Origin of the sequence: Dyadobacter soli (assembly GCF_900101885.1) — a bacterium.
Classification (GTDB): Bacteria; Bacteroidota; Bacteroidia; order Cytophagales; family Spirosomataceae; genus Dyadobacter; species Dyadobacter soli.
This window is the reverse complement of sequence record NZ_FNAN01000001.1, coordinates 18,452-42,977: the sequence shown is the minus strand read 5'-3', so window position 1 is coordinate 42,977 and position 24,526 is coordinate 18,452. Positions and strand designations below refer to the sequence as shown.

The 24,526-nt window shown below is 53.9% G+C and carries 22 protein-coding genes; 9 read left to right on the top strand and 13 right to left on the bottom strand.

Annotated elements, in window-relative coordinates; translation table 11 throughout:
• Positions 1-18: 18 nt before the first annotated feature.
• Complete coding sequence (locus BLQ88_RS00185) at positions 19-2,421, bottom strand: ABC transporter permease (protein WP_090146260.1); 2,403 nt, start codon at positions 2,419-2,421, stop codon at positions 19-21.
• A 276-nt stretch (positions 2,422-2,697) separates the two neighbouring features.
• On the opposite strand from BLQ88_RS00185, the gene BLQ88_RS00180 reads away from it, so the two are divergent.
• Positions 2,698-3,144, top strand: coding sequence for a hypothetical protein (locus BLQ88_RS00180; RefSeq protein ID WP_090145572.1), 447 nt, complete (start codon positions 2,698-2,700; stop codon positions 3,142-3,144).
• Positions 3,145-3,479: 335 nt separating this feature from the next.
• On the opposite strand, the gene BLQ88_RS36330 is transcribed toward BLQ88_RS00180, so the two are convergent.
• Positions 3,480-3,953 (bottom strand): hypothetical protein, encoded by a 474-nt coding sequence (locus BLQ88_RS36330; protein ID WP_143016760.1) that lies wholly within the window; start codon positions 3,951-3,953, stop codon positions 3,480-3,482.
• 162 nt (positions 3,954-4,115) lie between these two features.
• Between BLQ88_RS36330 and BLQ88_RS00165 the strand changes: the two genes are divergently transcribed.
• The 8 genes from BLQ88_RS00165 (at position 4,116) to BLQ88_RS00135 (ending at position 11,015) form a co-directional block, all read left to right on the top strand.
• Entirely contained in the window at positions 4,116-4,421 is a 306-nt protein-coding gene (locus BLQ88_RS00165) for a recombinase family protein (RefSeq protein ID WP_090145569.1), read from the top strand.
• Between the two features lie 180 nt (positions 4,422-4,601).
• Positions 4,602-5,465, top strand: coding sequence for a hypothetical protein (locus tag BLQ88_RS00160; protein ID WP_090145568.1), 864 nt, complete (start codon positions 4,602-4,604; stop codon positions 5,463-5,465).
• Between the two features lie 144 nt (positions 5,466-5,609).
• Positions 5,610-8,264, top strand: coding sequence for a sigma-54-dependent Fis family transcriptional regulator (locus tag BLQ88_RS00155; RefSeq protein WP_090145567.1), 2,655 nt, complete (start codon positions 5,610-5,612; stop codon positions 8,262-8,264).
• 172 nt (positions 8,265-8,436) lie between these two features.
• Entirely contained in the window at positions 8,437-9,186 is a 750-nt protein-coding gene (locus tag BLQ88_RS00150; RefSeq protein ID WP_090145563.1) for an SDR family oxidoreductase, read from the top strand.
• 57 nt (positions 9,187-9,243) lie between these two features.
• On the top strand, positions 9,244-9,417 hold the full coding sequence (locus BLQ88_RS36620) for a hypothetical protein (protein WP_176884832.1): 174 nt from the start codon (positions 9,244-9,246) through the stop codon (positions 9,415-9,417).
• A 75-nt stretch (positions 9,418-9,492) separates the two neighbouring features.
• Positions 9,493-10,371: a pirin family protein gene (locus BLQ88_RS00145; RefSeq protein WP_090145562.1), complete on the top strand. Its 879-nt coding sequence runs from the start codon at positions 9,493-9,495 to the stop codon at positions 10,369-10,371.
• Between the two features lie 15 nt (positions 10,372-10,386).
• Positions 10,387-10,614, top strand: a complete 228-nt coding sequence (locus tag BLQ88_RS00140) for a hypothetical protein (protein ID WP_090145560.1) — start codon at positions 10,387-10,389, stop codon at positions 10,612-10,614.
• Positions 10,615-10,664: 50 nt separating this feature from the next.
• Positions 10,665-11,015, top strand: a complete 351-nt coding sequence (locus BLQ88_RS00135; RefSeq protein ID WP_090145558.1) for a YciI family protein — start codon at positions 10,665-10,667, stop codon at positions 11,013-11,015.
• 69 nt (positions 11,016-11,084) lie between these two features.
• On the opposite strand, the gene BLQ88_RS00130 is transcribed toward BLQ88_RS00135, so the two are convergent.
• The 11 genes from BLQ88_RS00130 to BLQ88_RS00080 all read right to left on the bottom strand — a co-directional run bounded on the left by BLQ88_RS00130 (position 11,085) and on the right by BLQ88_RS00080 (position 24,485).
• Positions 11,085-11,402: a YciI family protein gene (locus BLQ88_RS00130; protein ID WP_090145557.1), complete on the bottom strand. Its 318-nt coding sequence runs from the start codon at positions 11,400-11,402 to the stop codon at positions 11,085-11,087.
• A gap of 169 nt (positions 11,403-11,571) precedes the next feature.
• Positions 11,572-13,653 (bottom strand): sigma-54-dependent Fis family transcriptional regulator, encoded by a 2,082-nt coding sequence (locus BLQ88_RS00125; RefSeq protein ID WP_229212505.1) that lies wholly within the window; start codon positions 13,651-13,653, stop codon positions 11,572-11,574.
• 98 nt (positions 13,654-13,751) lie between these two features.
• Complete coding sequence (locus BLQ88_RS00120) at positions 13,752-14,819, bottom strand: hypothetical protein (protein WP_090145554.1); 1,068 nt, start codon at positions 14,817-14,819, stop codon at positions 13,752-13,754.
• Positions 14,820-14,838: 19 nt separating this feature from the next.
• Entirely contained in the window at positions 14,839-15,846 is a 1,008-nt protein-coding gene (locus BLQ88_RS00115) for a bestrophin family protein (protein ID WP_090145553.1), read from the bottom strand.
• 41 nt (positions 15,847-15,887) lie between these two features.
• Entirely contained in the window at positions 15,888-16,934 is a 1,047-nt protein-coding gene (locus BLQ88_RS00110) for an alpha/beta fold hydrolase (RefSeq protein ID WP_090145550.1), read from the bottom strand.
• Between the two features lie 80 nt (positions 16,935-17,014).
• Positions 17,015-17,827, bottom strand: coding sequence for an alpha/beta fold hydrolase (locus tag BLQ88_RS00105; RefSeq protein WP_090145547.1), 813 nt, complete (start codon positions 17,825-17,827; stop codon positions 17,015-17,017).
• A 45-nt stretch (positions 17,828-17,872) separates the two neighbouring features.
• Entirely contained in the window at positions 17,873-18,865 is a 993-nt protein-coding gene (locus BLQ88_RS00100; protein WP_090145546.1) for an alpha/beta hydrolase, read from the bottom strand.
• Positions 18,866-19,337: 472 nt separating this feature from the next.
• Entirely contained in the window at positions 19,338-20,525 is a 1,188-nt protein-coding gene (locus BLQ88_RS00095; RefSeq protein WP_090145541.1) for a tail fiber domain-containing protein, read from the bottom strand.
• 28 nt (positions 20,526-20,553) lie between these two features.
• Positions 20,554-21,990: a T9SS type A sorting domain-containing protein gene (locus BLQ88_RS00090; RefSeq protein WP_090145540.1), complete on the bottom strand. Its 1,437-nt coding sequence runs from the start codon at positions 21,988-21,990 to the stop codon at positions 20,554-20,556.
• A 43-nt stretch (positions 21,991-22,033) separates the two neighbouring features.
• Positions 22,034-23,206, bottom strand: coding sequence for a tail fiber domain-containing protein (locus BLQ88_RS00085; RefSeq protein WP_090145539.1), 1,173 nt, complete (start codon positions 23,204-23,206; stop codon positions 22,034-22,036).
• A gap of 301 nt (positions 23,207-23,507) precedes the next feature.
• Positions 23,508-24,485, bottom strand: coding sequence for a ThuA domain-containing protein (locus tag BLQ88_RS00080; RefSeq protein ID WP_090145538.1), 978 nt, complete (start codon positions 24,483-24,485; stop codon positions 23,508-23,510).
• Positions 24,486-24,526: the final 41 nt, after the last annotated feature.

Below are 24,526 nucleotides of genomic sequence, written 5' to 3'. Positions count from 1 at the left end.
ATAGTAAATCCATAGAATTTACTCGCTTCTCAAACTTTTCACCGGATTCATTAACGCTGCGCGCATGCTCTGGAAACTGACTGTAAACAATGCAATGGCGATCGACAAAACGCCGGCCAGTACGAACACCCACCAGCGGATATCGGTGTGGTAGGCGAAATCCTGCAACCAGTTTTTCATGCCGTACCAGGCAATGGGCGACGCGATCAGAATGGCAATCACGACGGGTTTGAGAAAATCCCTCGAAAGCAGCCCCACAATGCTCGGTACCGACGCGCCCAACACTTTTCTGACGCCGATTTCCTTTGTCCGCAGCTCCGCCATGAACATTGAAAGCCCCAGCAGCCCCATGCAGGAAATGAGGATGGCAATGCCCGCGAAAATGCCGAACAGCAATTGCTGCGTTTCTTCCCGCGCATAAAGCTCGCCGAAGCGCTGATCGAGGAACTCGTATTGGAAAGGCACCTCGGGGAAACGTTGCTTCCACACCGAGCCAAGGTGCGCGACCGCGCCCTGGATATCCCCGCCCGCTACCTGTACTGACACACGCCCGAGCCTGCCCGGCTGGTACATCATCACGATAGGCGCCACTTTCTGGTGCAGCGATTCGAAATGGTAGTCGTCGGTGACGCCGATGATCTGCCCCCGCATTTTGCCATAGCCAAAACGGTTGCCGATCGCGTCTTCCGGATTTTTCCAGCCCAGCAAACGGGCGGCGGTGGCATTGAGTACGAAGCCCTCGGTGCGGTCGGTCGGATGCTGGCGGGAGAAATTGCGGCCCGCGGCCATATGGATCTGGTAAGTTGGAATAAAATCCTCATCCACGGAGAGCGATTTGATATTGATCTCGGTAGGCGCCATTGAATCACCCTTCATCACGTAGGCATCCCAGGAATCGAGCAACCGGCCCGAGGGAACGCGTGACGAACGCCCTACCTCGCGCACACCCGCATGCTCTTTGAAACGCTGCCGGATCGCCTCCACGTCGGTAGTCGAGTCGTCGGGCATGCCAAAAATCACCACCTGATCTTTGGCATAGCCCAGCTTATAATTTTGAATGTAACGCATCTGGTTATACACGACCGTCGTGCTGATGATCAGCGTAACGGCGATCGCGAATTGCGCCACCACGAGCGTCTGGCGCAGCTTCCCGTTTTTAAGGGCCGAAGCAATTTTACCTTTCAAAACCGCGATTGGTTGAAAGCCCGTCATGAAAAAGGCCGGATAACTGCCCGCTACCAACCCTGTGAACACGGTAATGCCCACGAGGATCGCCAGAAAAGTGGGGTCGAGCAATGCGGAAACGGAAAGCTGTTTTTGGGTAAAATTATTGAAGAGCGGCAGGCATAGCATCACCGCAGTAAAGGCCAGCACCACCGAAATCACGACCAGGATAATGGATTCGCTCAGAAACTGGTTGACCAGCTGCGTGCGCACCGCACCTATCACCTTCCGCATACCCACTTCCTTCGCACGGGTGGCGGATTTGGCCGTTGCAAGGTTCATATAGTTAATGCAGGCGATCAGCAGAATGAATACCGCGATCGCCGAGAACAGGTACACATACTGAATATCGCCATTCGCCTCGATCTCGGAATCCAGGTGCGAGCGCAGGTGAATGTCGGTGAGCCTGGTAAGCGTCAGCACCGAGTATTTCGATGCATTGGTTTCAATGTGTTTGTTCTGAAATGCGGGAAATGATGCCGTCAGCCTTTTCGGATCATAATGCTTCGGCAGTAGCAGAAAGGTCGAAAATGAATTATTGCCCCAGTTGGAACGAAGCCCCTCCGCGCCGTAAATGCGGTCGTCGTTCAGGGTCGAGAAGGAAATGAGGAAGTTGGGATGAAAATGCGACTGCGCCGGAAGCGGCTCAAAAACGCCGGTCACCGTGTAATCATACTGATTTTCAATACGCACCACTTTCCCGACCGGATCTTCTTTCCCGAAATACTTCTCCGCCATCGGCTTCGAAAACATGATCGAAAAAGGATTTTCGAGCGCCTTGTCGGGATTTCCCCGGTCTATTTTAAAACTGAAAACCTTGAAAATATTGGCTTCCGCCGCAAACACCTGATCTTCGGAGAACTTGTTTTCGCCGTACCTGATCAACGCGTCGGTTTCAAGTATCCTTACCACCTGCTCTATCTGCGGAAAATCCTGCTTCACGAGCGGCCCAAACGGCGGCGCCACATGCCCGAGCCGAAGCGATTCGGTACCGTCATTGGCCAGGAAGGTACGGTTCATCCGGTAAATGCGGTCGGCATGCTCGTGAAAACGATCATACGCGAGCTCATCCTTCACATAAAGGGCAAGCAACAAAAAGCAAGTCAACCCCAGCGATACGCCGGAAATATTGATGAAACTGAAAGCCTTATGCTTCGTCAGATTCCGGAAGGCGATTTTCAGATAGTTTTTGAGCATGGTGTCTGCATTTGGGCCCTGATCGGGCAGCGGAAAAAGGATCTCGGTCCGGGCAAGCACTAACAAATGCATGCCATTTCAACAATATATTGGTAATCAAAACATTACAACCATTAACCTGTTCGAAATCGGACGCGATCGTCCGTGGCTGCACGGTAAAAGATTACCCCAACGACTTTGCTAGTAACGGTTTTCACAGATTTTTTTCAGAATGAATTTTTAAAATATAGCTTTGTGTTATCTGGTAGCATTTCAACCAAATTACCACACATACATATGGTTAGCTTCGAAAATATATCGGTCGATGGAGTGGATGAAGCAAGGGACAGGCTTGACGAAATCAGCTACAATATCCGCAACGTTTTTCTGGGTTCGGAGGGTGACGCCAACTATCCGAAATATCGTCCGGTCGATGTCGTCGAAATGCTCATAAAGGGGTTGGATGCAATGATTTATGTATCAGAAGAGCTTACACATCAGCAAGTTTCGGAGGCAGAGCTACCTAAGATAAATGGCATGATCGGCTCGATTTCTTTCTTTAAACAATTGCTATCCGATACTGCCAGAAAATTCCGGAATGAAATTTCCGAAGAATATTACGATATGCTCGTCGGGCGAATAGAGGATTTCGGAGAGGTAATCCAGGACGTAGAACGTTACTTTTTCAGCCGCCCGGCCGATAAGGATTTCGTTGATTCTGCCAATCGCCTATTCTCTCTCTAAATGCGGATATATTGCACCGACCGCTTCAAAAGTGAATATGAAATTTTGCTGAAAAACAATTCATACAAGTCACTTCCCGAAGCTCTTATTTCAGCTTTTTTCAAGGGCACGTCGGCACAGATCATGCATGGTGCTGTGATCATTGGTACCGGCGATAAAAAAGTGATCAAGAAGCGTCTGGCGGGAAGCAGCGGCTTTCGCACCTATTTCTACGCCTACATATCCAAAGATGCGGTTTACCTATCCTACGTTTATCCAAAAACCGGTTCGTTGGGCAAACAATCGTTGTCCACTGCCTTCGAGAAAATTTTGATTAATGAGACCGCGGATGCGATTCAGGATGACAATTTGCATGTCGTCACCGAGTCGGAGGGGCGTTTGACTTTCAGCAGATCCAAAAAGTCCTGACTCCGCAAGCCCTTAAACCAGCTATAAACCAACTGAAAGAATTTTGGCGGGGTACGGAATATCCGGCGCTTCTTCCCGGTTGGTTGCTGCTCCTGGGTATGGCTTGCGCCCGGACCGCGTGTCGAGGCGGAGACGATGATGTCCAGTGCGCCGTTGGTAAGGGCGTAGATGTCTTCGTGCAATTCGTCGAGCAGGTTGGCTACGCGGCCGCGGAGGTGGTTGCGGTCGGCGATCTGGAATGCGGTATTGACGGCGAAGTCATAAATTTCCTGCGAAAGCTGGTCGCAAAGCTCGCACATATCGGCCCGTCGTTCGGGCAGGATAATGCTTCTGGCTTTCATTTCCTGGATTTTGCGCTCGGTTTTCGTGACCAGTTCGGCCCGGATGTCATTCAAATTCATGTTATGGGTGCTGTTAGAGGAGTTGTCGGAAACGCATGAACGTTCTCAGAAATATTATCAATATTTCGGTAGGATCAAAGGTTTTAATTTTTTTCTAATCGATATGAGTCGGCCAAGGCTCCGGTATCCCCTACTTTTAATGCCTCATCATCAGGTTATAGCATGTTTATCGGGTACTTGCCCTACGGCGCGGAAGACATTTTTTTGGAAAAACTTCAAATGGCAGGCTGCCATCAAATTATCAAAGAATCGGAAGCGGGAAGCAATGCGGGTCTGATGCGCCTGATAGACAGCCTCAACGAGGGCGACGTGCTGATACTTTGCCACAGCAGCCACGCAGGCACGGAACTGGATTTTCTGAACGTGCTGATCCGGGTGGGCTGTAAATGCGCCCATTTTGTCTCGATCGACCAGGACCTCGACACCTTGCGCGACACGACGTTCCACTGTGCGGAAGCATCGCACTGAGCGGCTCCGGGATTTAGATTAACCACGAAAAGTGCTTACGGTATTTCGTAACTAATCCGGGGTTTGACGAAATATCGTGTCTTTTTCCAGGGGTTATATCAATGACCGCATTGATAATCATCATATTAACTTTTTGGCATAGGTATTGTCTCTCTGAGAGCATCCTATCCGTAATGCAACATGATGAACCGCCAAACTATCCCGGACGATGCCGTGCGCACGATGCTGCATTCGGCTTCACAAGCCTCAGCCCAGCTCCGCGAAACCGATTTCGCACCCGATCCCGTCTCCGAAAACGACGCCCGCCTGCTGCAATCGATGGGGATCCGGGCCGGCCAGGATCATGTGGCCGGCGATTCTCAGCCAGCTAAATGGCGGGATGTTGTTTCCAAAACCGGTATTGAGGCGCTCAAAGAGCTGTTTTCACGCAGCCCTGTCATTCCATTTTCCGAATGGACGGACGTGCATCAGGCTGCCGATCTCTGGTATGGCCTGCTCGCCGACGTAATCCGGCCGCTCGCACGCGACGACTGGGAGTTTATTTTCTACCTCGGTAATCCTGCCGACAGCCATTTCTTTGAGGTAGATGAAATCCTCGACGTAATGGGCAGCTTCACGCGCAGCGGCCATGTGACACTCGCGCTGGAAGAGCGGGAAGCCTGGGGCCTATGGTCGATACTGTTCGGCGGAAAGTCCGTGCCGGAGTTCGACACGCAAGACCCGGACGCGAGAGGGCGTTACCGCGCTATTTTCCAGACGCTTGACATCCACCGGCTTATCATTTACTCCGAAAACCACGGGGTGCTGCTCATGCAGGATTCGTACTTCGACCTCACACGTCCGCCCGTGCCCGCACATACACATAATGCATACGAGCGCGCAAACTTCATCGAAGGCTATGCATTGGGCCTGAAAAACGGCATGGGGGCGACGCAATCCCTGGCGCTTGGCATCGCCACGTCGGGCTCGGTGGCGGAGGGCAGCAAGGTTCCTGAAAAACAGGAAGTATTGCGCTTTCTGGCCGATTGGGCCGGCGATATTTGAATGCGGCAAGTCACCGCTTGTCAGTGGCTGCTCCTTACCGGGTAGCCTTTTTGCATTCCGACTTTTATTAAATTCGTATAACTGCCTCCGTCACGGACCCGGCGCTTTTGCCGGTAACCCACGGGCTGGCAACCACATCCAAACATGAAAGCAACCAATCAAAACGGGAACGATTTGCAGGCTACGCTACCGAAGGACCTCGAAACCAAGGAGTTCCTGGAAAAGCAGCGCAAGATATTGCTCGACCTGAGCGACGATATCACGCAAATCCGCGACAAGAACGACCTGATCGTCCTGTTTTCTTCACGTATTAAAAACCTCTTTTATTTCAAACACACGATTGTAACGCTGATCGACCCCGAGCGGACGTCGTACCGGCCGTTTTTGCTCGACCCGATGTCGTCGCCCATCCAGACGCACCCGTCCTACGCCACGCTGGTCGATTCGGATTTCCCGCTGAGCGGCGATTTTATCGAGGCGGTGCTCGATGCCGGCAAGCCGGTTCTGTACCAGATGGAAGATGTCATGGACCTGCCGGGCAGCCCTACTTTCCTGCGGATCAACTATGAAAGGGGCATCCGGGAGATCCTCATGACGCCCCTGAAAAGCAAAAATGAAACCATGGGCTTCCTGCATATGTACACGGATCGCCCCGGCAGCATTACCGACGAATTCATCAGCATTATAGAAGGCATCGCGCCGCAGATTTCCAGCGCGGTTACCAACATTATCAAGAACGACGAGGTCAGGGAAAAGGAATGGATGAACGAGGTCCTGCTCGAATGCAGCATCGGCCTCGCGGCTGTACGCACACGGGAGGAGCTCTCCGATGCGGTCCATGCGACGCTCGTGCGGTTCAATCTCCTGCGTGGGTTCAGTATCCGGCGGATCAACTCCGACCACGAGACCATGACGACCTACGTATACGACCTCGGGGTCACCAATGCCACCGAGGCCGAGATCACCGAAATGACCCAGGGCCAGGTCCCGATTTACGATGGCTTGCAGGACCGCGTGCTCGACAGCAGCATCCCCTTGCAAGTCAATGTCGACGCCGAGATCAGGCGGGGCATTGCGAGCCAGTACCTGTTTGTATGGAAATCAATGGGACTGAAAACGATGGTGGGCATTGCATTGCGGAATGGCGATGTCACGCTGGGCGTGCTCTGGCTGGGCATCGAGCAGGCCAATCTGTCGCTTTTGCAAGCAATCGGTTCACAGATTTCGATCGCATTATCGAATGTGCTGGCTGCCGAGGAAATTGTCGAGCGCGAGCGCGAGAAGACGTTCCTGCTGGGATTCAGCAATGAAGTAGCGCGCGTCCGTACCAAAGAGGATCTGAAAAATGCAGTTTTCAAAGTATTGAGCCGCGTGGTGAATGTGAAGCTGGCGATGGTCAACCTGATCGGGGACGACAATGTTACTTTAAAACCGTTCATGTACGACCGAATGCTTTTCGAAAACGCACTTGAACAATTCGACGCGTTGGTGGCCGCTTCCAATACCATAGACGAACCGATCGCCGCCCGCGTCCTGGCCGCCGAAGACCACGTAATTTTGAAAATAACCGAGGAACTGGAAAACTGCCCCAACAACCCGTTCGTGCAACTCTGGGCGCAAACAGGCCTTAAATACATATTCGCCGCACCGCTCCGCAGCGCCCAGGCCGACCTCGGCACGCTCTGGCTACTTACCGACGACCCGAAATGCGAGCTCCTGCAAGGCATTTGTTCGCAAATCTCCACGGCCATCGCCAACATTCAGGCAAATGAAAAGATATTGGCTTACAAAAGAATGCTCGAAATGGAGAACAGCCAGTTGAAAGAGCAGATTAAAAGGACTTACAATTTCAACGAAATCGTCGGCAGCGGGCCGGAAATGCAGCAGGTATACGACCTGATCAGCCTCGTTTCGGAATCGAATTCGACGGTGCTCATTACCGGCGAAACCGGGACCGGCAAGGAGCTGATCGCCAGGGCAATACACAGCGCTTCGCCGCGCAAGGACAAGCTGATGATTAAGGTCAACTGCGCGGCATTGCCTGCCAATCTCATTGAAAGTGAATTGTTTGGCCATGAAAAAGGCGCATTTACCGGTGCATTGGAACGCCGGATCGGGAAGTTCGAACTGGCGGATAACAGCACGCTTTTCCTCGACGAGATCGGTGAAATGCCGCTGGAAGCGCAGGTAAAGTTGCTGCGCGTTTTGCAGGAAAAAGAACTGGAAAGGATCGGCGGCAAAACGACCGTCAAAGTGAATGTCCGCATTATCACGGCCACCAACCGCGACCTGGAAGAGGAAGTGAAAGCGGGCCGCTTCCGTTCCGATCTTTATTACCGCCTCAATGTGTTCCCGATCCACCTCCCGCCCCTGCGCGACCGCCGCGACGACATTATACCGCTCGCGCATTTGTTTGTGGACCGTTACAGCAAGGCTACGGGCCGGAAAGTGAAGAAGATTTCGCCCAAAGTACTGCACGAGCTCACCAGTTACCCGTGGCCGGGCAACGTGCGCGAGCTCGAACACCTCATGGAACGGTGCGTGCTGCTGTCGACCGAGCCGATGATACGGGAGGTTTATCTTCCCAATAAAAACGCGGGTGCGGAAACGGCATCGATGGCCATGCTGGGCACGCTGGAAGACGTGGAACGCATTCATATTATAGAGACCATCAAACGCTGCCGCGGGAAGCTCGCGGGCCGCGGCGGCGCTGCCGAATACCTCGGTATGCCCGCCACTACCCTGCATTCGAAAATCAAGAAGCTCGGCATTACCAAGCGGCAGTACCTTGCCGAATGATCCTGCCCGGAACCGATCACGCGATATTTAAAGCAGATGCATGTCATTAGACGAAATATCGCGTGATTTTAAATACAAAATTTTATATAAATACTTAATTATCAGTATATTAATACTTTGGCACGACGATTGATTCTTATTAAGTGTTTTCAAACCAAAATCTTTAACACTCATGAAAATCGTTGTAATCGGCGGAAGCGGCCTCATCGGCTCTAAAGTCGTAAATAACCTGAGAAACCTGGGCCACGATGTGATCCCCGGCTCACCCGATACCGGCATCAATACCATCACCGGCGAAGGGTTGGCGGATGCACTGACAGGCGCAGACGTAGTGATCGACGTGGCCAATTCGCCTTCCTTCGAAGATCAGGCCGTGCTCGATTTCTTCACTACCTCCGGCCGGAACCTGCTGGCTGCCGAAAAGGTGGCGGGCGTGAAACATCACATTGCATTGTCGGTGGTAGGTACGCAGCTGCTTTCGGACAGCGGTTATTTCCGGGGTAAGATCGCGCAGGAAAAACTGATCCGCGAATCGGGTATGCCTTATACCATAGTGCATTCCACGCAGTTTTTCGAGTTTCTGGGCGGCATTGCGCAGGCGGCCACACAGGGACAGATCGTACGGCTGTCGGCAGCTTATGTGCAGCCCATTTCCTCGGACGACGTTGCTGCTGCCGTAACCGAAGTTGCCGTCGATACGCCGCACAACGGTGTGATCGAAATCGCGGGGCCGGAGCGTTTCAGGCTCGCTGAGCTCGTGCAGAAATACCTCAATCTGAAAGGCGATACCCGCTCGGTTGTAACCGACAGCCAGGCCACCTATTACGGCGCATTGCTTTCGGACGTGGTACTGCTTCCTGCGGGCGATGCGCGCGTAGGTACCGACAAGTTTACCGAGTGGTTCGACGCAGTTAACGTATAACCGTTACAGTAATCATTCTTTTCTTCAATCATTTCTAAACCATAAACAACTACGACTATGAACCTGTTTATGCAAATGGTGCACAACCACGGCACCGACGACAACTACAAACACCAGGTCGAGATCCTTTCGACGGAGATCCATCACCACGAGGACCACAGCTCCGACGGCAGCGAATTCATGGACGACGCACTCCGGATGCACGAGCAGTTGCTCGACGACGACGAGTAACGTTATCGGTAAGTAAATCCAAAGTCGGCGGTCAGCCGTCGGCGGTCAATACAGTACAGATTTTTAAATACAGTCATGAAGCATTTAGAGGTATCCAAGGTATTTCAAACCGTGAGTTCGGGGGACGGGCAGTTTGCCGCCCGGAAAGTCCGCTCGATCCATTTCAACGGCCTTCTGGACCCATTGATCGGTTTCGATCATTTCGAGTTGACGTCCGATGTTTTCGGCCCGCACCCGCACGCAGGCATGTCGGCAGTGAGTTATCTTTTTGAAGATTCCGGCCATTACCATAATCTCGATTCGTCCGGAACCGACATCATGATCACTCCCGGCAGCCTGATGTGGACCTGGGCGGGCCGGGGCATCGTCCACACCGAATTCCCTGTTCCCGAAGGCTCCCGCGTGCATGGTATGCAGATTTTCGTAAACACCGCCGCAAACCGCAAGCAACAGCTTCCGCAGTCGATGTTTATCGATGGCCGCGACATGCCCGTGGTTGCCTCCAAGGGAACAGCCGTGAAAGTGGTTGCCGGGCGTACCGAAGCCGGCAGCAATCCCGCCGAAACACCCGACCGCCTGACATTCCTCGACATTACCATTGAACAGGGCCATTCGTTCCAGCATGACCTGCCGACGGGGTGGACCGCGACCATTTACGTCGTATCCGGGAAAGCCGTTTTTGCCAACGACCACAAATCCTGGATCATCACCACCGGCCAGGTAATGGCCGCGGGCCGCTCCGACCGGCAAGAATTACTCATTTTAAATGCCGTTTCCGACACCCGGATCATCCTGTTGAGCGGGAAGCCGCTCGGTGAGCCGATCTTCTCCGCGGGCGCGATGGCTATGGGCTCCGAAGAAGAGCTCGGGAAAGCCATTTCAGACTTTGAAGAGGGCCGGATGGGCTTTATCCGGATTGAAGGAGACCAAAGGACCATTGTTTTAGCCACCTGAATTACAAACCAAATTATGCAGCAATATCATGTAAAAGTGCTACCCGGCGATTGTTCGGGGACCGTTATCAGCATGCTCCACGACCTTGCGCTGGGGCATTTCATAGAACTCGATTCGGTGTCATCACCCACCACCTCGCTCAGCGACGACCAGGTGCTGGAAATGATCGAGGAAGCAGACCTTACCGCACACTATTCTCTTGAAGAAGCCCGGGAGATCCTGCACGTAGGAGCCCGTTATTAATTCATTTTCAATCCTTTTATTTTTTTATTAACTATTTAATTTTCAAAACAATGAACGATTTTTTGATTGCTATCCACAGAGACATTACCAGCGCAGATCCTATACCAACGCCTGCACAAATGCAGTCGGCCATGAAACCTTACCAGGACTGGATCGCCGGCATCGGCGCGAAGGGCCGCCTCGTGGCTCCTCCCAAAAGATGGGACGTGGACGGCCGCGTGATTAAGAAGGGTAACGAGATTTCTAAAGGGCCGTTTGTAGAAAACAAACAATCCATCGGCGGGCTCATCCTTATTCAGGCAGAGAGCTACGAGGAGGCCGTTGAAATCGCAAGCGCCTGCCCGATCATCGAGTTCGGTGCTTCGGTAGAGGTACGCATGGCCATTCCTCCGGTGCAATAATCACGCATTTCACTCCTAACTAGCACAAACGCCCCGTATAATGCGGGGCGTTCGTGTTTCCGGACGGTTTCATTTGCCTTGTAAAATCTCCACGCATCCTCCCAGCAGCAGTATCGGGCAATCCCTGGCGATTTCAGCGGCCTCGGCGCGGTCGGCGGCTTCGATGAAGATCAGTCCTTCGACGGTCCCCCCGTTTTCCAGCACCCCCGACTGGCCGATGGCAATGCCCTGGGTGTCCCATCGCTGGACGGGACGGGTGAGTCGCTGGCGGGCGGCGAGGCTGAGGTACCAGTCCTGCCAATGCTTGCGGTACATGAGCAAATCTTCCTCTTCCAATGGCGGGGCAATGCTTCGATGATCCCTTCTGAATACCAATACGAACTCCATGGTGTTTGTGTAGCTAAGTGGTCGCTACACCAGAAATTGCAAGCGTTATGCCAAACAGTCAACCGGCTATTACCAAGCACGTTACCATTTGTGTACAATGCAAAACGACGCGACATTTAGCCATTTGACGATGAAAAGGCTAAATACCGAGTCGTTTTCGTGTGCAGGTTCAGAAGTAATCTGCCTTGCTGATTTTCAGTTTTTTGATTTTGGAATGTAGCGTTGTAGAAGGCAGATCGAGGAATTCGGCAGCGCCGTCGGCCCCGGAAATCCTACCCTGAAATTGTTTCAATACTTCGATGATGTAGGCCCGCTCCACTTCCGCGAGCGTCTGGCTCAGCGGCGCGACGAGCGCCTTTTCCGTGGGTATGGGTTTAGGTAAATGGATTTCCCGCACCATCACGTCCTCGTTCAGCAATACGCTGCGCTCGATGAGGTGTTCGAGCTCGCGAACGTTGCCGGGCCAGTGGTAAGCTTGCAGCTCCTGAATGACACGGGGTGAGAAACCTGTTACCTTCCGGCCGGAATTTTTATTGTAACGGTCTATGAAGAAATGCGCCAGCGGCAGAATGTCGTCGGGACGGTTGCGCAGCGGCGGTAGCACGATCGGGAATACATTGAGGCGGTAATAAAGATCGGAGCGGAAGCGGCCTTCCCGCACTTCCGCTTCCAGGTTGCGGTTGGTAGCCGCGATAATGCGTACATCGACTTTAATAGTCGTTTTTCCCCCAATCCTTTCCAATTCCTTTTCCTGCAAAACGCGCAGCAGCTTTACCTGCGCTTCCAGGGGCATTTCACCGATTTCGTCGAGGAACAATGTGCTCTGGTCGGCCAGCTCGAACTTGCCGATACGCCGCTCCACCGCGCCCGTAAATGCACCTTTTTCGTGCCCGAATAACTCACTTTCGATCAGGCTGGCGGGTAATGCGGCACAGTTGACCTTGATCATCAGCTTGTTCTTGCGCGGGGATGCATTGTGGATAGCGCGGGCGATGAGCTCTTTGCCCGTACCCGTTTCACCCAGGAGCAAAACCGTGGAACCGGAATCGGCTACGAGGGACATTAAATGGTAAACTTCCTGCATTTCCGCACCGCTGCCGACGATCTCTGAGAAGTTGTAGATCGTCCGGATCTGCTCTTTCAGCTGGTCGTTCTCGATTTCGAGCAATTGCTTGTAAGCCAGCACCTTTTCATTGGCCCGGATATTCGAAATGGCAATGGAAATCTGCGCGCAGAGACCTTTCAGCAGGCTCAGGTTAAGCTCGTCGGAGAGGAAAAACATCGTTCCCACATTTTGCTCGCCTACGCGCAACGCGGATGCGTACACGTTTTTCAGTCCCAACTTTTTCCAGAATGCAATGTAGGCCGGGCTGTTACCCTTCCGCTCTTCTTCAGCAATGTCGATCACGATCGGCTCCTTGCTCGCGAGCACTTGCGCGAAGAAGTACTCGCCGACCGTCGCCCGCCGGTTGGCGAGTTGGTCGTACATATCCATTACATCCTTAAAAAGTGAAATATCCCAGAGGTAAGGCGTTAGTGTCTCGCCATCGTCCTCAATCACCCTGATCATCGCGAGGCGCGTGCTCAGCAGTTGCTGCAGGGCGTCGGAAATGGTTGTTTCCAGATCGGCCTTTGTCCGAACAGCGGCAATATTCTGGCTGAAATTGAGCAGAAAAGACTTTTCGCTTTCCCTGTTAAGAATTTCCTCGTTGGCGGTGATATTGCTGGCTGCCGTAGATAGCTGGCTGGAAATGCGCTCGATGATATGCAATGCGCAATCGTCGAAAGTGCCGGTTTCATCGGAAAAAAGAATCAGGCTGTGCCTGCGGGCATCATCGCCAGGCAGGGCTTTAATCACCATTTCCCGCGCTCCGGCGGCGTAATGCAGTTTGATCCACACGGGTGCATTGGCCACATCGATGCGCCGCATATCGAACAGTACCGGCGCGTCTGATTGTGCCGCGACGTCGTAAATGCCGTCCGCAACCGGGTATGGCGTGCTGATCGCCTCGTTATAGGCCGCATAATCGCGGGATTTGGAGTCGGGGTCCGTCAGAAAGGCCTTGTAGGTCTGGTGTACGTCGTCGAGAATCGTCATCACGCAGGCCGTGAAATTAATCGCCTTGCGCAGGCCGGTATTGATCACGTGCAGAAGGTCCCTTCGGTCGCGCACCTTCACCATCCTGTTGCTCAGTTCGAGCAAAGCCTCGTTGATCCGCTCCTTTTCCGCAAGTTCTTCGTTTTTAAGCATACTAGTTTGCCTATCAACAAGTTTCACGCCCCACACACTTCATCCCCACATCGGTTGACCTGTTGTTGTGGAATATTGCCTTTCAGTAATTACATGTATTACTGGTAAAGATACATGATTTCCTGCTGTTGAAGGTCGTCGACCCATTGATCAATGTAATCGACGAGCCCTTGCCGGGTCGCACCTTGCCGGGTCGCACCGATCCGGTGTGTATTGTGCCGGATTGGGACGGAATGGTCTGCCACGGAATGTCTTTCGGTCCGCGAGCCGAAGACTACCAGCCCCAGCGCGAGGCACCGGACGATGTCCATCTGCCGTACCAGGCCAATGCAGAAACCTTCCATGAAATGGTCCCGGGCTTCGGGAGCAATCTCGAACGACGACGCTACTTTTTTGCGGGCGAGTACCAACTGGGTTTGTTTGGTAAACAACATCACCTGCGTGGCCGAGTACACCACCAGGCGATCGATATTGATGGTCCTGAAAATGGAAATGTATTTTCTTTTCAAATCCGGGAAAGTCTGGTTCACCACGCTGCCATACTCGTGCACGCCATTCAGCACCATCCACAATTTAACGGCCTCCTCTTCATCGAGCGCAATGGTAACCTGCCCGTATTCGGAGAAATCGGTGATAACGTCGATCGCCTCCTCCACCTGAAATGTGCGCCGGGTGAGCGGATCACCGAGGTAGAAAACGAACTCGATACCCTGCGAACCGAGGGGCCTGATCGCCTCCCGGAGCAGGATCGTCCAGAGATTGGAAGCGCCGGAAAGGCCGGCCCAGTCGTGGAATGCGATGGTTCGGCAATTGCTGAGCAACGGCTGCAAGACGCGCGTCACGGCATCGCTCATCAGGTATCGCCATTTATTCTCCTCGTCGCCGGTATGCGGGATGCCTGCGCTCAGGCGGTACAGCGGGCTCAGGTCCTGCGCGGTATTCAGCGTGAGGCTGCGGATGCCCATGAGTTGCAGCACTTCGGGGAGCGCCGATTCCCGCACACCCAGCGGACCGGCGCCAAAATCCCATATCGAAAAATCGGGCGAGCCGCTGGGCGTGGGACGGCGGAGGTAATGGTGGGGCAGCATGGCCAGGGTTTGCAATTGGCCCCGCATGTCGGTGAGGATGGGGCCGGGATTCAGGATTTCAAGGTTCAGCGTTTCCATTTCGAGGTTTGGTTTAAGGTTAAAGGATAATGTTACGGTTTGGCTGCAAATCGTCGGGCAGGTTGGTTTCGCCCAGCATTTCGCGAAGCTCTATGTTCAGCTGCTGGCTGATCTGCGAGATAGGCACATCGTTGGCGCCTCCTTCAAACGGGTTCTCGGTGCTCTCCCCTACCTGTTCGAGGGAAATGTACATCCAGGAAATGAGCATACTGAACGGGATCGTCACCCAGGCCATGTACCCGCGCAACGGCTCATTCACTACTTCATTGAGCAAATCGAAATCGTGCACAATTCCGAACGGCAGCATAAAACAGAATGTCCACACGAAAATGCTGTTGATCACCGCGTATTGCCTCGGGTAAGGCGAATCTTTGAGCTGCTCGCATTTGCCCTGCAAGCCGTGAAAGTCTTTCATCATCTGCTGCATGGCGGGATATTGCGGCGCGATCAGCTCCCCATGCTCCATCAGGTATTTGACGGTTTTGCTTTGCAAGCCCAGTATTTTGCTCATCTTGTTTCTCGCCTGTAATACCTGTTCCAGCTCATCTGCCGGCAGCAGCGCTTTCAGCTCCGTTTCCAGGGAATTAATGCGTTCCGGAATGTGAAAAAACCGCTGGTACTCCTTGTTATGACTCTTTTCGTTGCTCTCCCACACGCGGTCCTCGCGCAGGTAGTAGCGCAGCGCCGTGAGCCAGGCAATGTGGCGGTAAATCAGCTCTTTGCTTTTGGCAGGATTATTCAAAAAATCGAGGCTCATAACGCCCCAGAAACGGCTCAGGCTCAGAATGTCCGTCCACAGCCGCCCCCCTTCCGACGCCCGGTTATAGGTTTGGGCATTCTTAAAACCCACGGTAAAAGCCGTAGCCGTACCCAGCAGCGCCACTACCGGCCAGGGTACATTCAGCCATTTCAGCCCCCAAACTTCGTGGATCACCACCGCAAAAAGTCCGAAGAAGAAAAGGATGTAAGTGTTCCGCCGGGTCCAGACCAGAAATTCACCGAGCCGGTATGATTTGCCAATGTGCATTGTGTTTTGGTATTTGTTTTGGTATAAAAAAATGAATTCGCTTACCTGTGTCGTGAGACGAGCTCCCACACCGCCGCGGCAAATGCGCGCGGATCTTCCTGCGGGAGATTATGCCCCGCGCGGGGTACAATGCGGTGTTGCCGCTCGCCCGAAAAACGGGCGGCGGCCGCTTTGCCGTCCGTGGCGGGTACCACGCCATCCGCACCACCGTCGAGGGTAATGGTTGGCACGGTAATCACGGGCTGCGCGGCGAGGCGCTGCTCGATGTCGTCGTAGAGCGGAAAACCTTCGGCAAAACCCAGCCGGTGACGGTATGAATGAATGGTAATATCGACGTAATCGGGGTTATCGAATGCGGCTGCGCTGCGGTTGAACGTGTCCTCGCCGAACTTCCATTGAGGTGAATTGCGCGTCCACATCAGCCGGGCGATCTCGCGGCGGTTGGCGGTCAGCCCGGCGTGGCCGCGCTCGGTGAGGAAATAGTACTGGTACCAGAAACCCGCCTCGATACGGGCAGGCAATGGCCGGGATGCATGGGCGATATCCTGAATCAGGTAGCCGTTCACCGACACCAACCCAATGCACCGCTCGGGCCACAGCGCGGCCGCCACGCAGGCAGCCCTCCCGCCCCAATCGTACCCGGCCAGCACGGCGCGGGGAATTTTCAATGCGTCCATCAAGGCAATCACATCATTACCGACGGCCGCCTGCTGTCCCGCGCGCGGCGTGGAATCGCTCAGGAAGCGCGTGGTACCGTGCCCGCGCAAATGCGGTACGATCACGCGGCACCCGCGCGAAGCGAGCATAGGCGCTACTGCTTCGTAGCTGTGCATATCGTAGGGCCAGCCATGCAGGAGCAGCACGGGCGTCCCGTCTCTCGGGCCGAGCTCGGCGTATCCGATCGACAGTTCCCCCGCTTCAATTTGCAGGATATTCCCCAACGGGTCCTGCGGCAGGGTTTCGGGCGCCGCGCGCCTGCCCACGCGGTACATGTGTATGTACGAGGCCTGGGGAAACATAAATGGCCCCGCTGCCAGGGTGAGCACGGCATTGTCCAGGAAGTTTCGGCGGCTGTATCGGGCGCTCATCAGCGTTATGTGTTTAAATGCGAAAAGAAATTCCCGGCCACCTGTCGACGAAGTGAAAGGTGACCTGGGAACTTTTAAAATCATTTGGAAGCCAACCCTTTGCTATCCACGTTACTGGCGGCATTGGCGATGAATGCGGCCACTTTCGCAGGCTGCGAGAGCATCGGTACGTGGCTGGAATTCAGTTCAAGGGTTTGTGCACCGATTTTTTTGGCCAATGTGCGTTGCAATCCGGGATTGATCATCCGGTCCTTCCCGCCTACGATGAACCACGATGGCTTGTCGTGCCAGGCGGCTTTGCTCACCTTTTCGCCGGTGGTGAAGGCGGCCCATTGGCCTTGTGTGGCGAGGATCACCCTTCGCTCGGACATGGGAAGATCCTGTGCGAAATCTTCGAAAATCCCCTTGGGCGTCAATGATAGGAAGCCTGAGGCGTCGGCTTTTACCTGCTCGTTGCCCGGTCCCGGCGAGGCGGTTTGCGCCACGTCATTGAGCGACTCGCCGTTGTCGGGCGCGAACGCTGCTACATATACGAGCCCGGCTACTTTCGGGTCGTTGCCGGCTTCGGAAATCACCACGCCACCCCACGAATGCCCTACGAGCAGCACCGGGCCATCCTGCAATGCGATAATGCGTTTGGCAGCAGTAACGTCGTCATTGAGCGAGGTGAGCGGGTTCTGTACCGCGGTCACTTTGAAACCTTTTGCTTCGAGGAGCGGGATCACTCTCGACCAGCTCGAACCGTCGGCGAATGCGCCGTGTACCAGCACGATGTTTTTGACGCCTTTTTTCGGTTCTTCCGCTTTCTGTTTCGATTCTATTTGCTGGCGCGACACGAATGCAAACAATGCAGTAGCGAGCATTCCAACAGCGATGGAGTTAAATTTTGACATGATATTCAATGGATTAGGGGTGAATCTTTTGGAGAATGACGGGGACTAGCCCAGGTATTTTTTCAGTTCCGCGCCGATCTGCCGGATGTGCGAACGCACGGCCGGTAATGTGGCCAGGCCATTGAGCAGCCCGAAGTCGTGGATCATTCCGTCGTAGCGTACAGTGGTAACCGGCACGCCGGCTTCGTCGAGTTTGCGGCCGTAGGCCTCGCCTTCGTCGCGGAGAATATCGTTTTCGGCGGTTTGGATAAGGGCTGGCGGCAGGCCTTTCAGCTGTTCCAGCGTCGCTTGCAATGGTGAGGCGTAAATGCTTTTGCGCTCCTCGGGATTTTCGATGTAGAGGTCGTACATCCATTTCATGAGCGAGGTGCTCAGGAAGCGGTCTTTGCCGAATTTCCGGTAGGATTTGGTTTCAAAATCGGCATCCACGATCGGCCACATCATCACTTGCAGCTTGATCTCCGGCCCGCCTTTTTCCTTCGCCATCAGACAGGTAACGGTACTCATATTACCGCCTACGCTGTTTCCGACGATGGCCATATTGCTGCCGTCGACATTGATTGTCGCCCCGTTGGCCGCAACCCATTTCGTAGCGGCATAAATTTCGTTGATCGCCTGCGGGTAACGCGCCTCGGAAGTGCGGGAGTAGTTCACAAAAACCGCCGCCATACCCGATTCGAGCACGATGTCGCGGACGAGCCGGTGGTGCGTCGGGAAATCGCCGAGTATCCAGCCGCCTCCGTGAATGAACATGAATACAGGCAGCGTGCCGGTTGCGTTTTCGGGACGTACAATGTGCAGATCTACCGTGTAGCCGTCGCTGGTAATGGTTTTCAGGTCTATTTTAACACCCGAAACATCTACTTCCACGGAAGCCTGTGCATTGGCCAGCCCGGCTTGTGCATCGGCCAGCGGTAATGTTTCGAGAGCGGGCCCCCCGGAATTATTGACGATTTTCAGGAACTCCCGGACGTCCCTGGAAAGGTTAGGATCAGTCGCATAGTCTTTGATAGCTTGCTTTTTTTTCTTCTTTTTCATGTTGGTTAAGTTCTTTTATTAATCCTGAAAACTCCCCCTCATTGAATCACCGTGTTGCTGATCGGACTTCGCGGGAACGGCGCGCCGACGTTGGTTTGTCCCGTGCACGAACGGATGGAAAGTGCACACCCCTTACAGCAGCCTCGGTGAGCTGGCATCCGTCATCTTCGTTTCAATGAAAGTGAAATGGGTTGTCCCGGCAGGATTGTCATACTGTATCACCAGTGAAAAACTGCCCGGACGGTATATTCAATTGCAAGGCGCGTGCCATTATTTTAACCAACTGATTTACAGTTAATTAAAATAATATTAACTCCAAATTACGATACGATATTTCGTATAATTACGTGATATGGCGCTAAATACAGTGTTTGCGCGGAGGGATAAAATAAATAAGCCCGTATCCTGCCAGGAGAATACGGGCTTGAACAATGGCCGGACGCGCCGCGTCCAGCTCCTTTGAATATTCAGGTTACCTGGAAGCCGAAACTTCCTCTTTCCGCGGTACACCCATGATCATCTTTTCGATGGAAGCCATTTTCGCGTCCATGGATTCCAGTTTTGCTTTCAGGCGGTCATTTTCCTCCTGCAAATCCCTGGTGCGTTTTTCAAGCGCCTGGATGGCCGCCATATTCACACCGTCGATATCCGAGGAATTGATCGTCGTATCGGCTCCGATACCATCCAGGCCAAATGCAGCATAGAAATCCTGCGCCATCGGGCCGATGTGCCTGGTGGTTGCAGGCTGGCTTTTGTAGTTCCAGCTGGTAAGCGGCAACTGCGCTACTTTTTGAAGGATGTTTTCAGTATTCAATACTTCGAAATGCTCCTTTTTGCGGCGGTCGCTGACGGCACTCCACGATCCTCCGCCTGCGGAAATTTCAACCCCACTGCTAAGCCCCTGATTGGTGAATATCCGTGCCCCTCCGGCAAAACGCATCGTCAGCTGATTATTGACCGTGCTGTAAGCGCTGTCACTGCTGAACCCGGCACTGGCGTCGCTGATCACAATCGATCCCTGGTGCTTTGCCCGCGCATTCTTGCCGAGTGCCATTGAGAATCGGGCCCTCGCGCTGTTTTGCAAGCCGATGGCAACCGCAAAATCGCCGTGGGCAATGGACGGCCCGATCACAACCGAAGCAAGTCCGAGCGCGATGGACGACGGTCCGATGGCTGTCGCGTCGTCGTTCAACGCCTGCGCGCCGCTGCCGATTGCGATGGCACCCACTCCTTCGGCAGTTCCATTAAATGCCAGAGAGCGGTCTGAAGACGCCGTGCTGCTGTTTCCCAATGCTACCGACGCCTCACCTCTTGCGGTAGTCGCCAAGCCGACGGAGAAAGAACCTGCACCGGAAGCACGCACATGCTGGCCCGCTGCGAACGAGTAGTTACCGATATTCTCGGCATCCCAATAATCACTTGAAAATGAACCTACATAACCAACACGAAATGCAGCTTTGTCAACATACCACATCATGCGCCGCCCGTCTCCAGTTACGGGCACGGGTTTGTTGCCGGACACGTCACCGGGGGCGGCAAACACGACGCTGCTGTCGGCCACATGCAATCCGGCGCGGGGCGTGGTTGTGCCTATTCCCACCTGGGCGTTGGCGTAAATGGATATAGATGCAAAAAGAGAAGTTATGATAATTCGTTTCATGTCTGATGGATCAAAGGGGGGTTAATGGCTATTCAACAACAAGCTTGTGGCTCACAACACCCTGATTGGTAGTGAGTTTCAGCAAATACATACCGGATGCGACGCCGTTCAGGTTCACCTGTACCGAACCGTCGGACAGGGACGATTTACGCACGGGTATTTCACGACCAAGCATGTCCCAAAGGCTCACCTGGCCTGACGGAATGCCGGAAGAGACAGTTACCGTGCCCGCCTTGCGGGCGGGGTTCGGATACACGCCTGCATACCGGCCCGCGCCACGCGGTTGCAGGGAAACAGCCCTCGTCAAGCTGAAAGTACCGTCCAGATCCACGGAGCGGAGACGGTAGTACACCGTTTGCGTCTGGCTGCCGAAAGTGCGGTCTGTGAGGCTGTACCGTTGCAATGCATTGCTGTTACCCGCCGCATTGACAGTACCGATTTTCACAAACTTCCTGGCATCGAGGCTGCGCTCCACTTCAAAATGCGAAGCATTTTCCTCGCTCGTCGTCTGCCATTCGATCAGTGCATTGTTCTCGACCGCCCTGGCATTAAAGCTGACAAGCGTTACAGGCAAACCGGCTTCCGGGATGGCGCCAACGGTGAACGGGCTCCACACGGAGATCACCTCGCTCGTTACGGTGCCGGCTGTAAGCGTGCCGCTGACATTATGGCCTTCATTGAGCCAGTTGCCTCCCGTGAGGTGGGCAATGCTGAAAACGTTCGGGTTTTCGGAGGCGGTGATAGTCGGGTTTCTATAATCGTCATAGGTAATAATCACCTTGCCGGTAGCGGTTCCTCTTGGCGAAAGATCCCAGTATTCTTCGTTGTTGTAGGCTTCCAGGGCAATGTCGGAAGCGCCGGTACCTGTGAAAGTGCCTGTACCCGCATCCTCCGCATAGTAACGAACGCTCATGCCGGCGCTGTTGTCGGTCAGCTCCAATGTAACGGGCTGGTACCGAAGCCCATCGCCAACAGGATACGCAAAGCTGCCCGTCCCGGTTTTGACCACGTAACCCTTCACATGTCTTTCGTCGGATACCCCCACCACCGTAGCGGTATCCCCAATCACCAGCGCACCCAGGCCGTTGGTAGCGTCCACGAGCCCATTGGAGAAGATAACTTTCCCTCCGACTTTGAGGTTGTTGGTGAGCACTATGCCCGAGGGGTTGTTGATCGTCAGAAGACGAGTAAAATAGGCCTGGCTGCCGCCTATGGTTTGCGACGCGGAGCCGTCGAGCGTCAATGTCCCTGTATCCGCTTCCGCCATCGCCTGGTTGTTGACCACGTTTCCGGACACGAATACATTGCCATTGTTCGTAAATGATCCGCCGCCCAATTCCAGGTTGCCTTTCACCTGCAAAATGCCGCCCTGGACGGTAAGCGCCCCGTCGACGGTTGACAATCCCTGCGCAGCGGCACTCCCGCTGAGCCCGGCAAGGACCGCCATCATAAGTATAGCTTTCATTTGGAATATTTTGGATTAAATAAAAAGGAAAGGACTGAATGCGCTACGCCTGGAAAACCCGGCTTCCGCCCGACGCCATCCGCCGGCGTGCCCACACCAAACCACCTCCCAGCGCAAGCAAACCGAAACCGGCAAATCCCATCCAGGAATTACCATTGTTATCCTGCATTTGCTGACGAAGCGCTGCGTTTTCCGCTTTCAGGCTTTCCAGTTCACCCGCGAGGTTGCGGGTGCGCTCTTCCAGTGCCTTGATACCGGCTAGTGCCACACCGTCGGCATCGACGGTGCCGATACCCCGGTTATCGCTGCCCAGCCCGAATGCCGCATAGAAATCCTGCGCCATCGGCCCGATATGCCTGATATTTTCGGCCTCCGTTTTGTAGCTCCAGCGCGTTACCGGTAGCTTCCTGAGCTTTTCGAGTATCTCTTCGTTTGCTATCTGTTCGAAGCGGTGCTTGCGGTTCACGTCCGACGCATTCTGCCATACCCCGCCAGTCGTTAGCATAGCGCCGGTAGAAGTAGAGATCACGGCATCCGATTGTCCCCAGTTACTGACAGTAGATCCGCTCTGGACTGTCAGGCCGGTACTAAGATTGGAAGAAGTGAATATGCGGAACCCGCCGCTCAGGCGCCAGTTGGCTGAGTGGTTCACACCGGCACGGAGCGTGTCCGCGGAAGACCTGTCGGAAAATACAAAGCTTCCCTGGCGGGCATTGGTATGTGCGTGATAACCCATTGCAACAGAGGCGGCTCCGCTGGCGACGTTACTTTCACCTACTGCAAATGATGACACCTGTGCTGCGGTCGTGCCATTGCCGAACGCCGTTGCGCCCGATGCCGATGCACGTACATTGTAGCCTACGGCAATGGAATAATCTCCTACTAGCTGGCCAGCCCACTGCGAACCGGTTACTGACCCCGCACGAAATGCTGCCTTTCCGGGATACCAAAACAGGCGCGTCCCGGGCCCCGCGGCAGGCACGATTCCCATCGCGTCTCCGGTATATTCGCCGCCCAGGACGAAACCGCCGTTTTGAAAAACGGCCATTCGCACATTCTGAATAGTATCTTTCGCTACAAGAAGTGTATCGGTCTGCTGCGCGTATACGCCCGCAGGCACAAGCAATGAACCAATCAGGGCTTTCAGGCCCAGGCGCCGCAATGGCAGTTTCGACGACTTTTTGAAATAAAACTTCGAGGTAAAAAATGTAATCATAGTAGAAATATTGGATTAGGTGCTGTTATAAATAGTACAACTATTTCCAAAAATACAACTATGAAGATGAAATACTTCTAAATGAATCTTTCATGTATTTGTAGAATATATTTACAACCCTATTACAAGGCCAAACTTCCCTACGCGACCTTTTTTGCACCCGACCGTCGGCATTTATAACTCACTGATTTACCGCCGGATACACCCCGACCAATCCTTCCCAAACCGTTTAATAAGTATTTACAAAAAAGCGCCGCGGAAGATCGTTCCGCGGCGCTTGCCGGTCCACATTTAAGGTAAATCACTTTGCAAACTTGCGCTGCTTCGTTTCGGTCTCTGTCGGGAAATCGGAAGGAATAGGGATATCTGTTTTCCCGGTTGCGGCCCACTGGCTCCCGCGTTGCAGGCAGGTAATAAAGCCCACGCATTCCACCGAATAGTCGGCGTGGCCTAATGCCATGTGGAAAATGCGTCCTTTGCCGTAGCGTAGCGCGATCAGCATCGGCTCGTTGCGGTCGGTACCGTTGTTTGTTTTCGGGGAAAATGCGGTGGCCAGGATCTGCATGTTTTCGGCAGGGCCGCGGAGACGGTCGTAAAGCTCGTCGCGGCTGTGCAGCCAGCTGGCAGGCATGCCCTTGGTAATGGGGTGATTTGGTTCGCGGACGGTGATTTTAAACTCCATTTGCGCACCGTGAGAGCCCGCTTTACCCGGCTGAGTGTCCCGCACTTCTTTGCCGTTCTGGTCGTAGTAAACGTACGGGCCGTCTTTTTCGGTCCGGTCGCCCCAGCCGCCGAGGCCGATCATCTGGTTGTAGGCGGGCCATTGCGGAAACGAGTTGTTGGCTGCGTGAATGACCACGAGCCCGCCACCGTTTTTCATGAATTTTTCAAAGTCCTTCTGCGCTTCGGCCGACCACGGCGCCGCATTCCAGCCGAAATTGCATATCACCACATCATAATTGGAGAATTTGGGGTGAAAAGCGGAATCCATTTTGGGCTGTTTCAACGCTTCGGTGGCCGGGCCGCTTACGGGATATTCCTGCACAAGCTTGTCGCCCTGCCAGGTGTAGCGCGTGCGCTGGATGTCGACGGCGAATTTTTTGCTGTCTTCCAGGTAGTACTTCATCATGGCCGTGATCTTGGGCCATTGCTCATGGTTGTTCTGCCCATCGACAATGAGCACTTTCAAAGGCGACTTTTGCGCGGACGACGGAACGGAAATGGTGCCCGCCCCAAGCAATGCGAGCAGGAAAACCAGGATTTTAGTATTGATTGTCATAAATCGACGGGTTACTGGGAGAAAGTTTTCAAGGTAAAGCA

Excerpts from the sequence above, each read along its gene's own strand:
- BLQ88_RS00185 (WP_090146260.1), bottom strand. The coding sequence starts at position 2,421 with ATGCTCAAAAACTATCTGAAAATCGCCTTCCGGAATCTGACGAAGCAT.
- BLQ88_RS00160 (WP_090145568.1), top strand. The coding sequence starts at position 4,602 with ATGATGAACCGCCAAACTATCCCGGACGATGCCGTGCGCACGATGCTG.
- BLQ88_RS00150 (WP_090145563.1), top strand. The coding sequence starts at position 8,437 with ATGAAAATCGTTGTAATCGGCGGAAGCGGCCTCATCGGCTCTAAAGTC.
- BLQ88_RS00080 (WP_090145538.1), bottom strand. The coding sequence starts at position 24,485 with ATGACAATCAATACTAAAATCCTGGTTTTCCTGCTCGCATTGCTTGGG.
- BLQ88_RS00110 (WP_090145550.1), bottom strand. The coding sequence starts at position 16,934 with ATGAGCGCCCGATACAGCCGCCGAAACTTCCTGGACAATGCCGTGCTC.
- BLQ88_RS00115 (WP_090145553.1), bottom strand. The coding sequence starts at position 15,846 with ATGCACATTGGCAAATCATACCGGCTCGGTGAATTTCTGGTCTGGACC.
- BLQ88_RS00155 (WP_090145567.1), top strand. The coding sequence starts at position 5,610 with ATGAAAGCAACCAATCAAAACGGGAACGATTTGCAGGCTACGCTACCG.
- BLQ88_RS00180 (WP_090145572.1), top strand. The coding sequence starts at position 2,698 with ATGGTTAGCTTCGAAAATATATCGGTCGATGGAGTGGATGAAGCAAGG.
- BLQ88_RS00130 (WP_090145557.1), bottom strand. The coding sequence starts at position 11,402 with ATGGAGTTCGTATTGGTATTCAGAAGGGATCATCGAAGCATTGCCCCG.
- BLQ88_RS00145 (WP_090145562.1), top strand. The coding sequence starts at position 9,493 with ATGAAGCATTTAGAGGTATCCAAGGTATTTCAAACCGTGAGTTCGGGG.
- BLQ88_RS00090 (WP_090145540.1), bottom strand. The coding sequence starts at position 21,990 with ATGAAAGCTATACTTATGATGGCGGTCCTTGCCGGGCTCAGCGGGAGT.
- BLQ88_RS00105 (WP_090145547.1), bottom strand. The coding sequence starts at position 17,827 with ATGTCAAAATTTAACTCCATCGCTGTTGGAATGCTCGCTACTGCATTG.
- BLQ88_RS00140 (WP_090145560.1), top strand. The coding sequence starts at position 10,387 with ATGCAGCAATATCATGTAAAAGTGCTACCCGGCGATTGTTCGGGGACC.
- BLQ88_RS36330 (WP_143016760.1), bottom strand. The coding sequence starts at position 3,953 with ATGAATTTGAATGACATCCGGGCCGAACTGGTCACGAAAACCGAGCGC.
- BLQ88_RS00125 (WP_229212505.1), bottom strand. The coding sequence starts at position 13,653 with ATGCTTAAAAACGAAGAACTTGCGGAAAAGGAGCGGATCAACGAGGCT.
- BLQ88_RS00120 (WP_090145554.1), bottom strand. The coding sequence starts at position 14,819 with ATGGAAACGCTGAACCTTGAAATCCTGAATCCCGGCCCCATCCTCACC.
- BLQ88_RS36620 (WP_176884832.1), top strand. The coding sequence starts at position 9,244 with ATGAACCTGTTTATGCAAATGGTGCACAACCACGGCACCGACGACAAC.
- BLQ88_RS00100 (WP_090145546.1), bottom strand. The coding sequence starts at position 18,865 with ATGAAAAAGAAGAAAAAAAAGCAAGCTATCAAAGACTATGCGACTGAT.
- BLQ88_RS00165 (WP_090145569.1), top strand. The coding sequence starts at position 4,116 with ATGTTTATCGGGTACTTGCCCTACGGCGCGGAAGACATTTTTTTGGAA.
- BLQ88_RS00085 (WP_090145539.1), bottom strand. The coding sequence starts at position 23,206 with ATGATTACATTTTTTACCTCGAAGTTTTATTTCAAAAAGTCGTCGAAA.
- BLQ88_RS00135 (WP_090145558.1), top strand. The coding sequence starts at position 10,665 with ATGAACGATTTTTTGATTGCTATCCACAGAGACATTACCAGCGCAGAT.
- BLQ88_RS00095 (WP_090145541.1), bottom strand. The coding sequence starts at position 20,525 with ATGAAACGAATTATCATAACTTCTCTTTTTGCATCTATATCCATTTAC.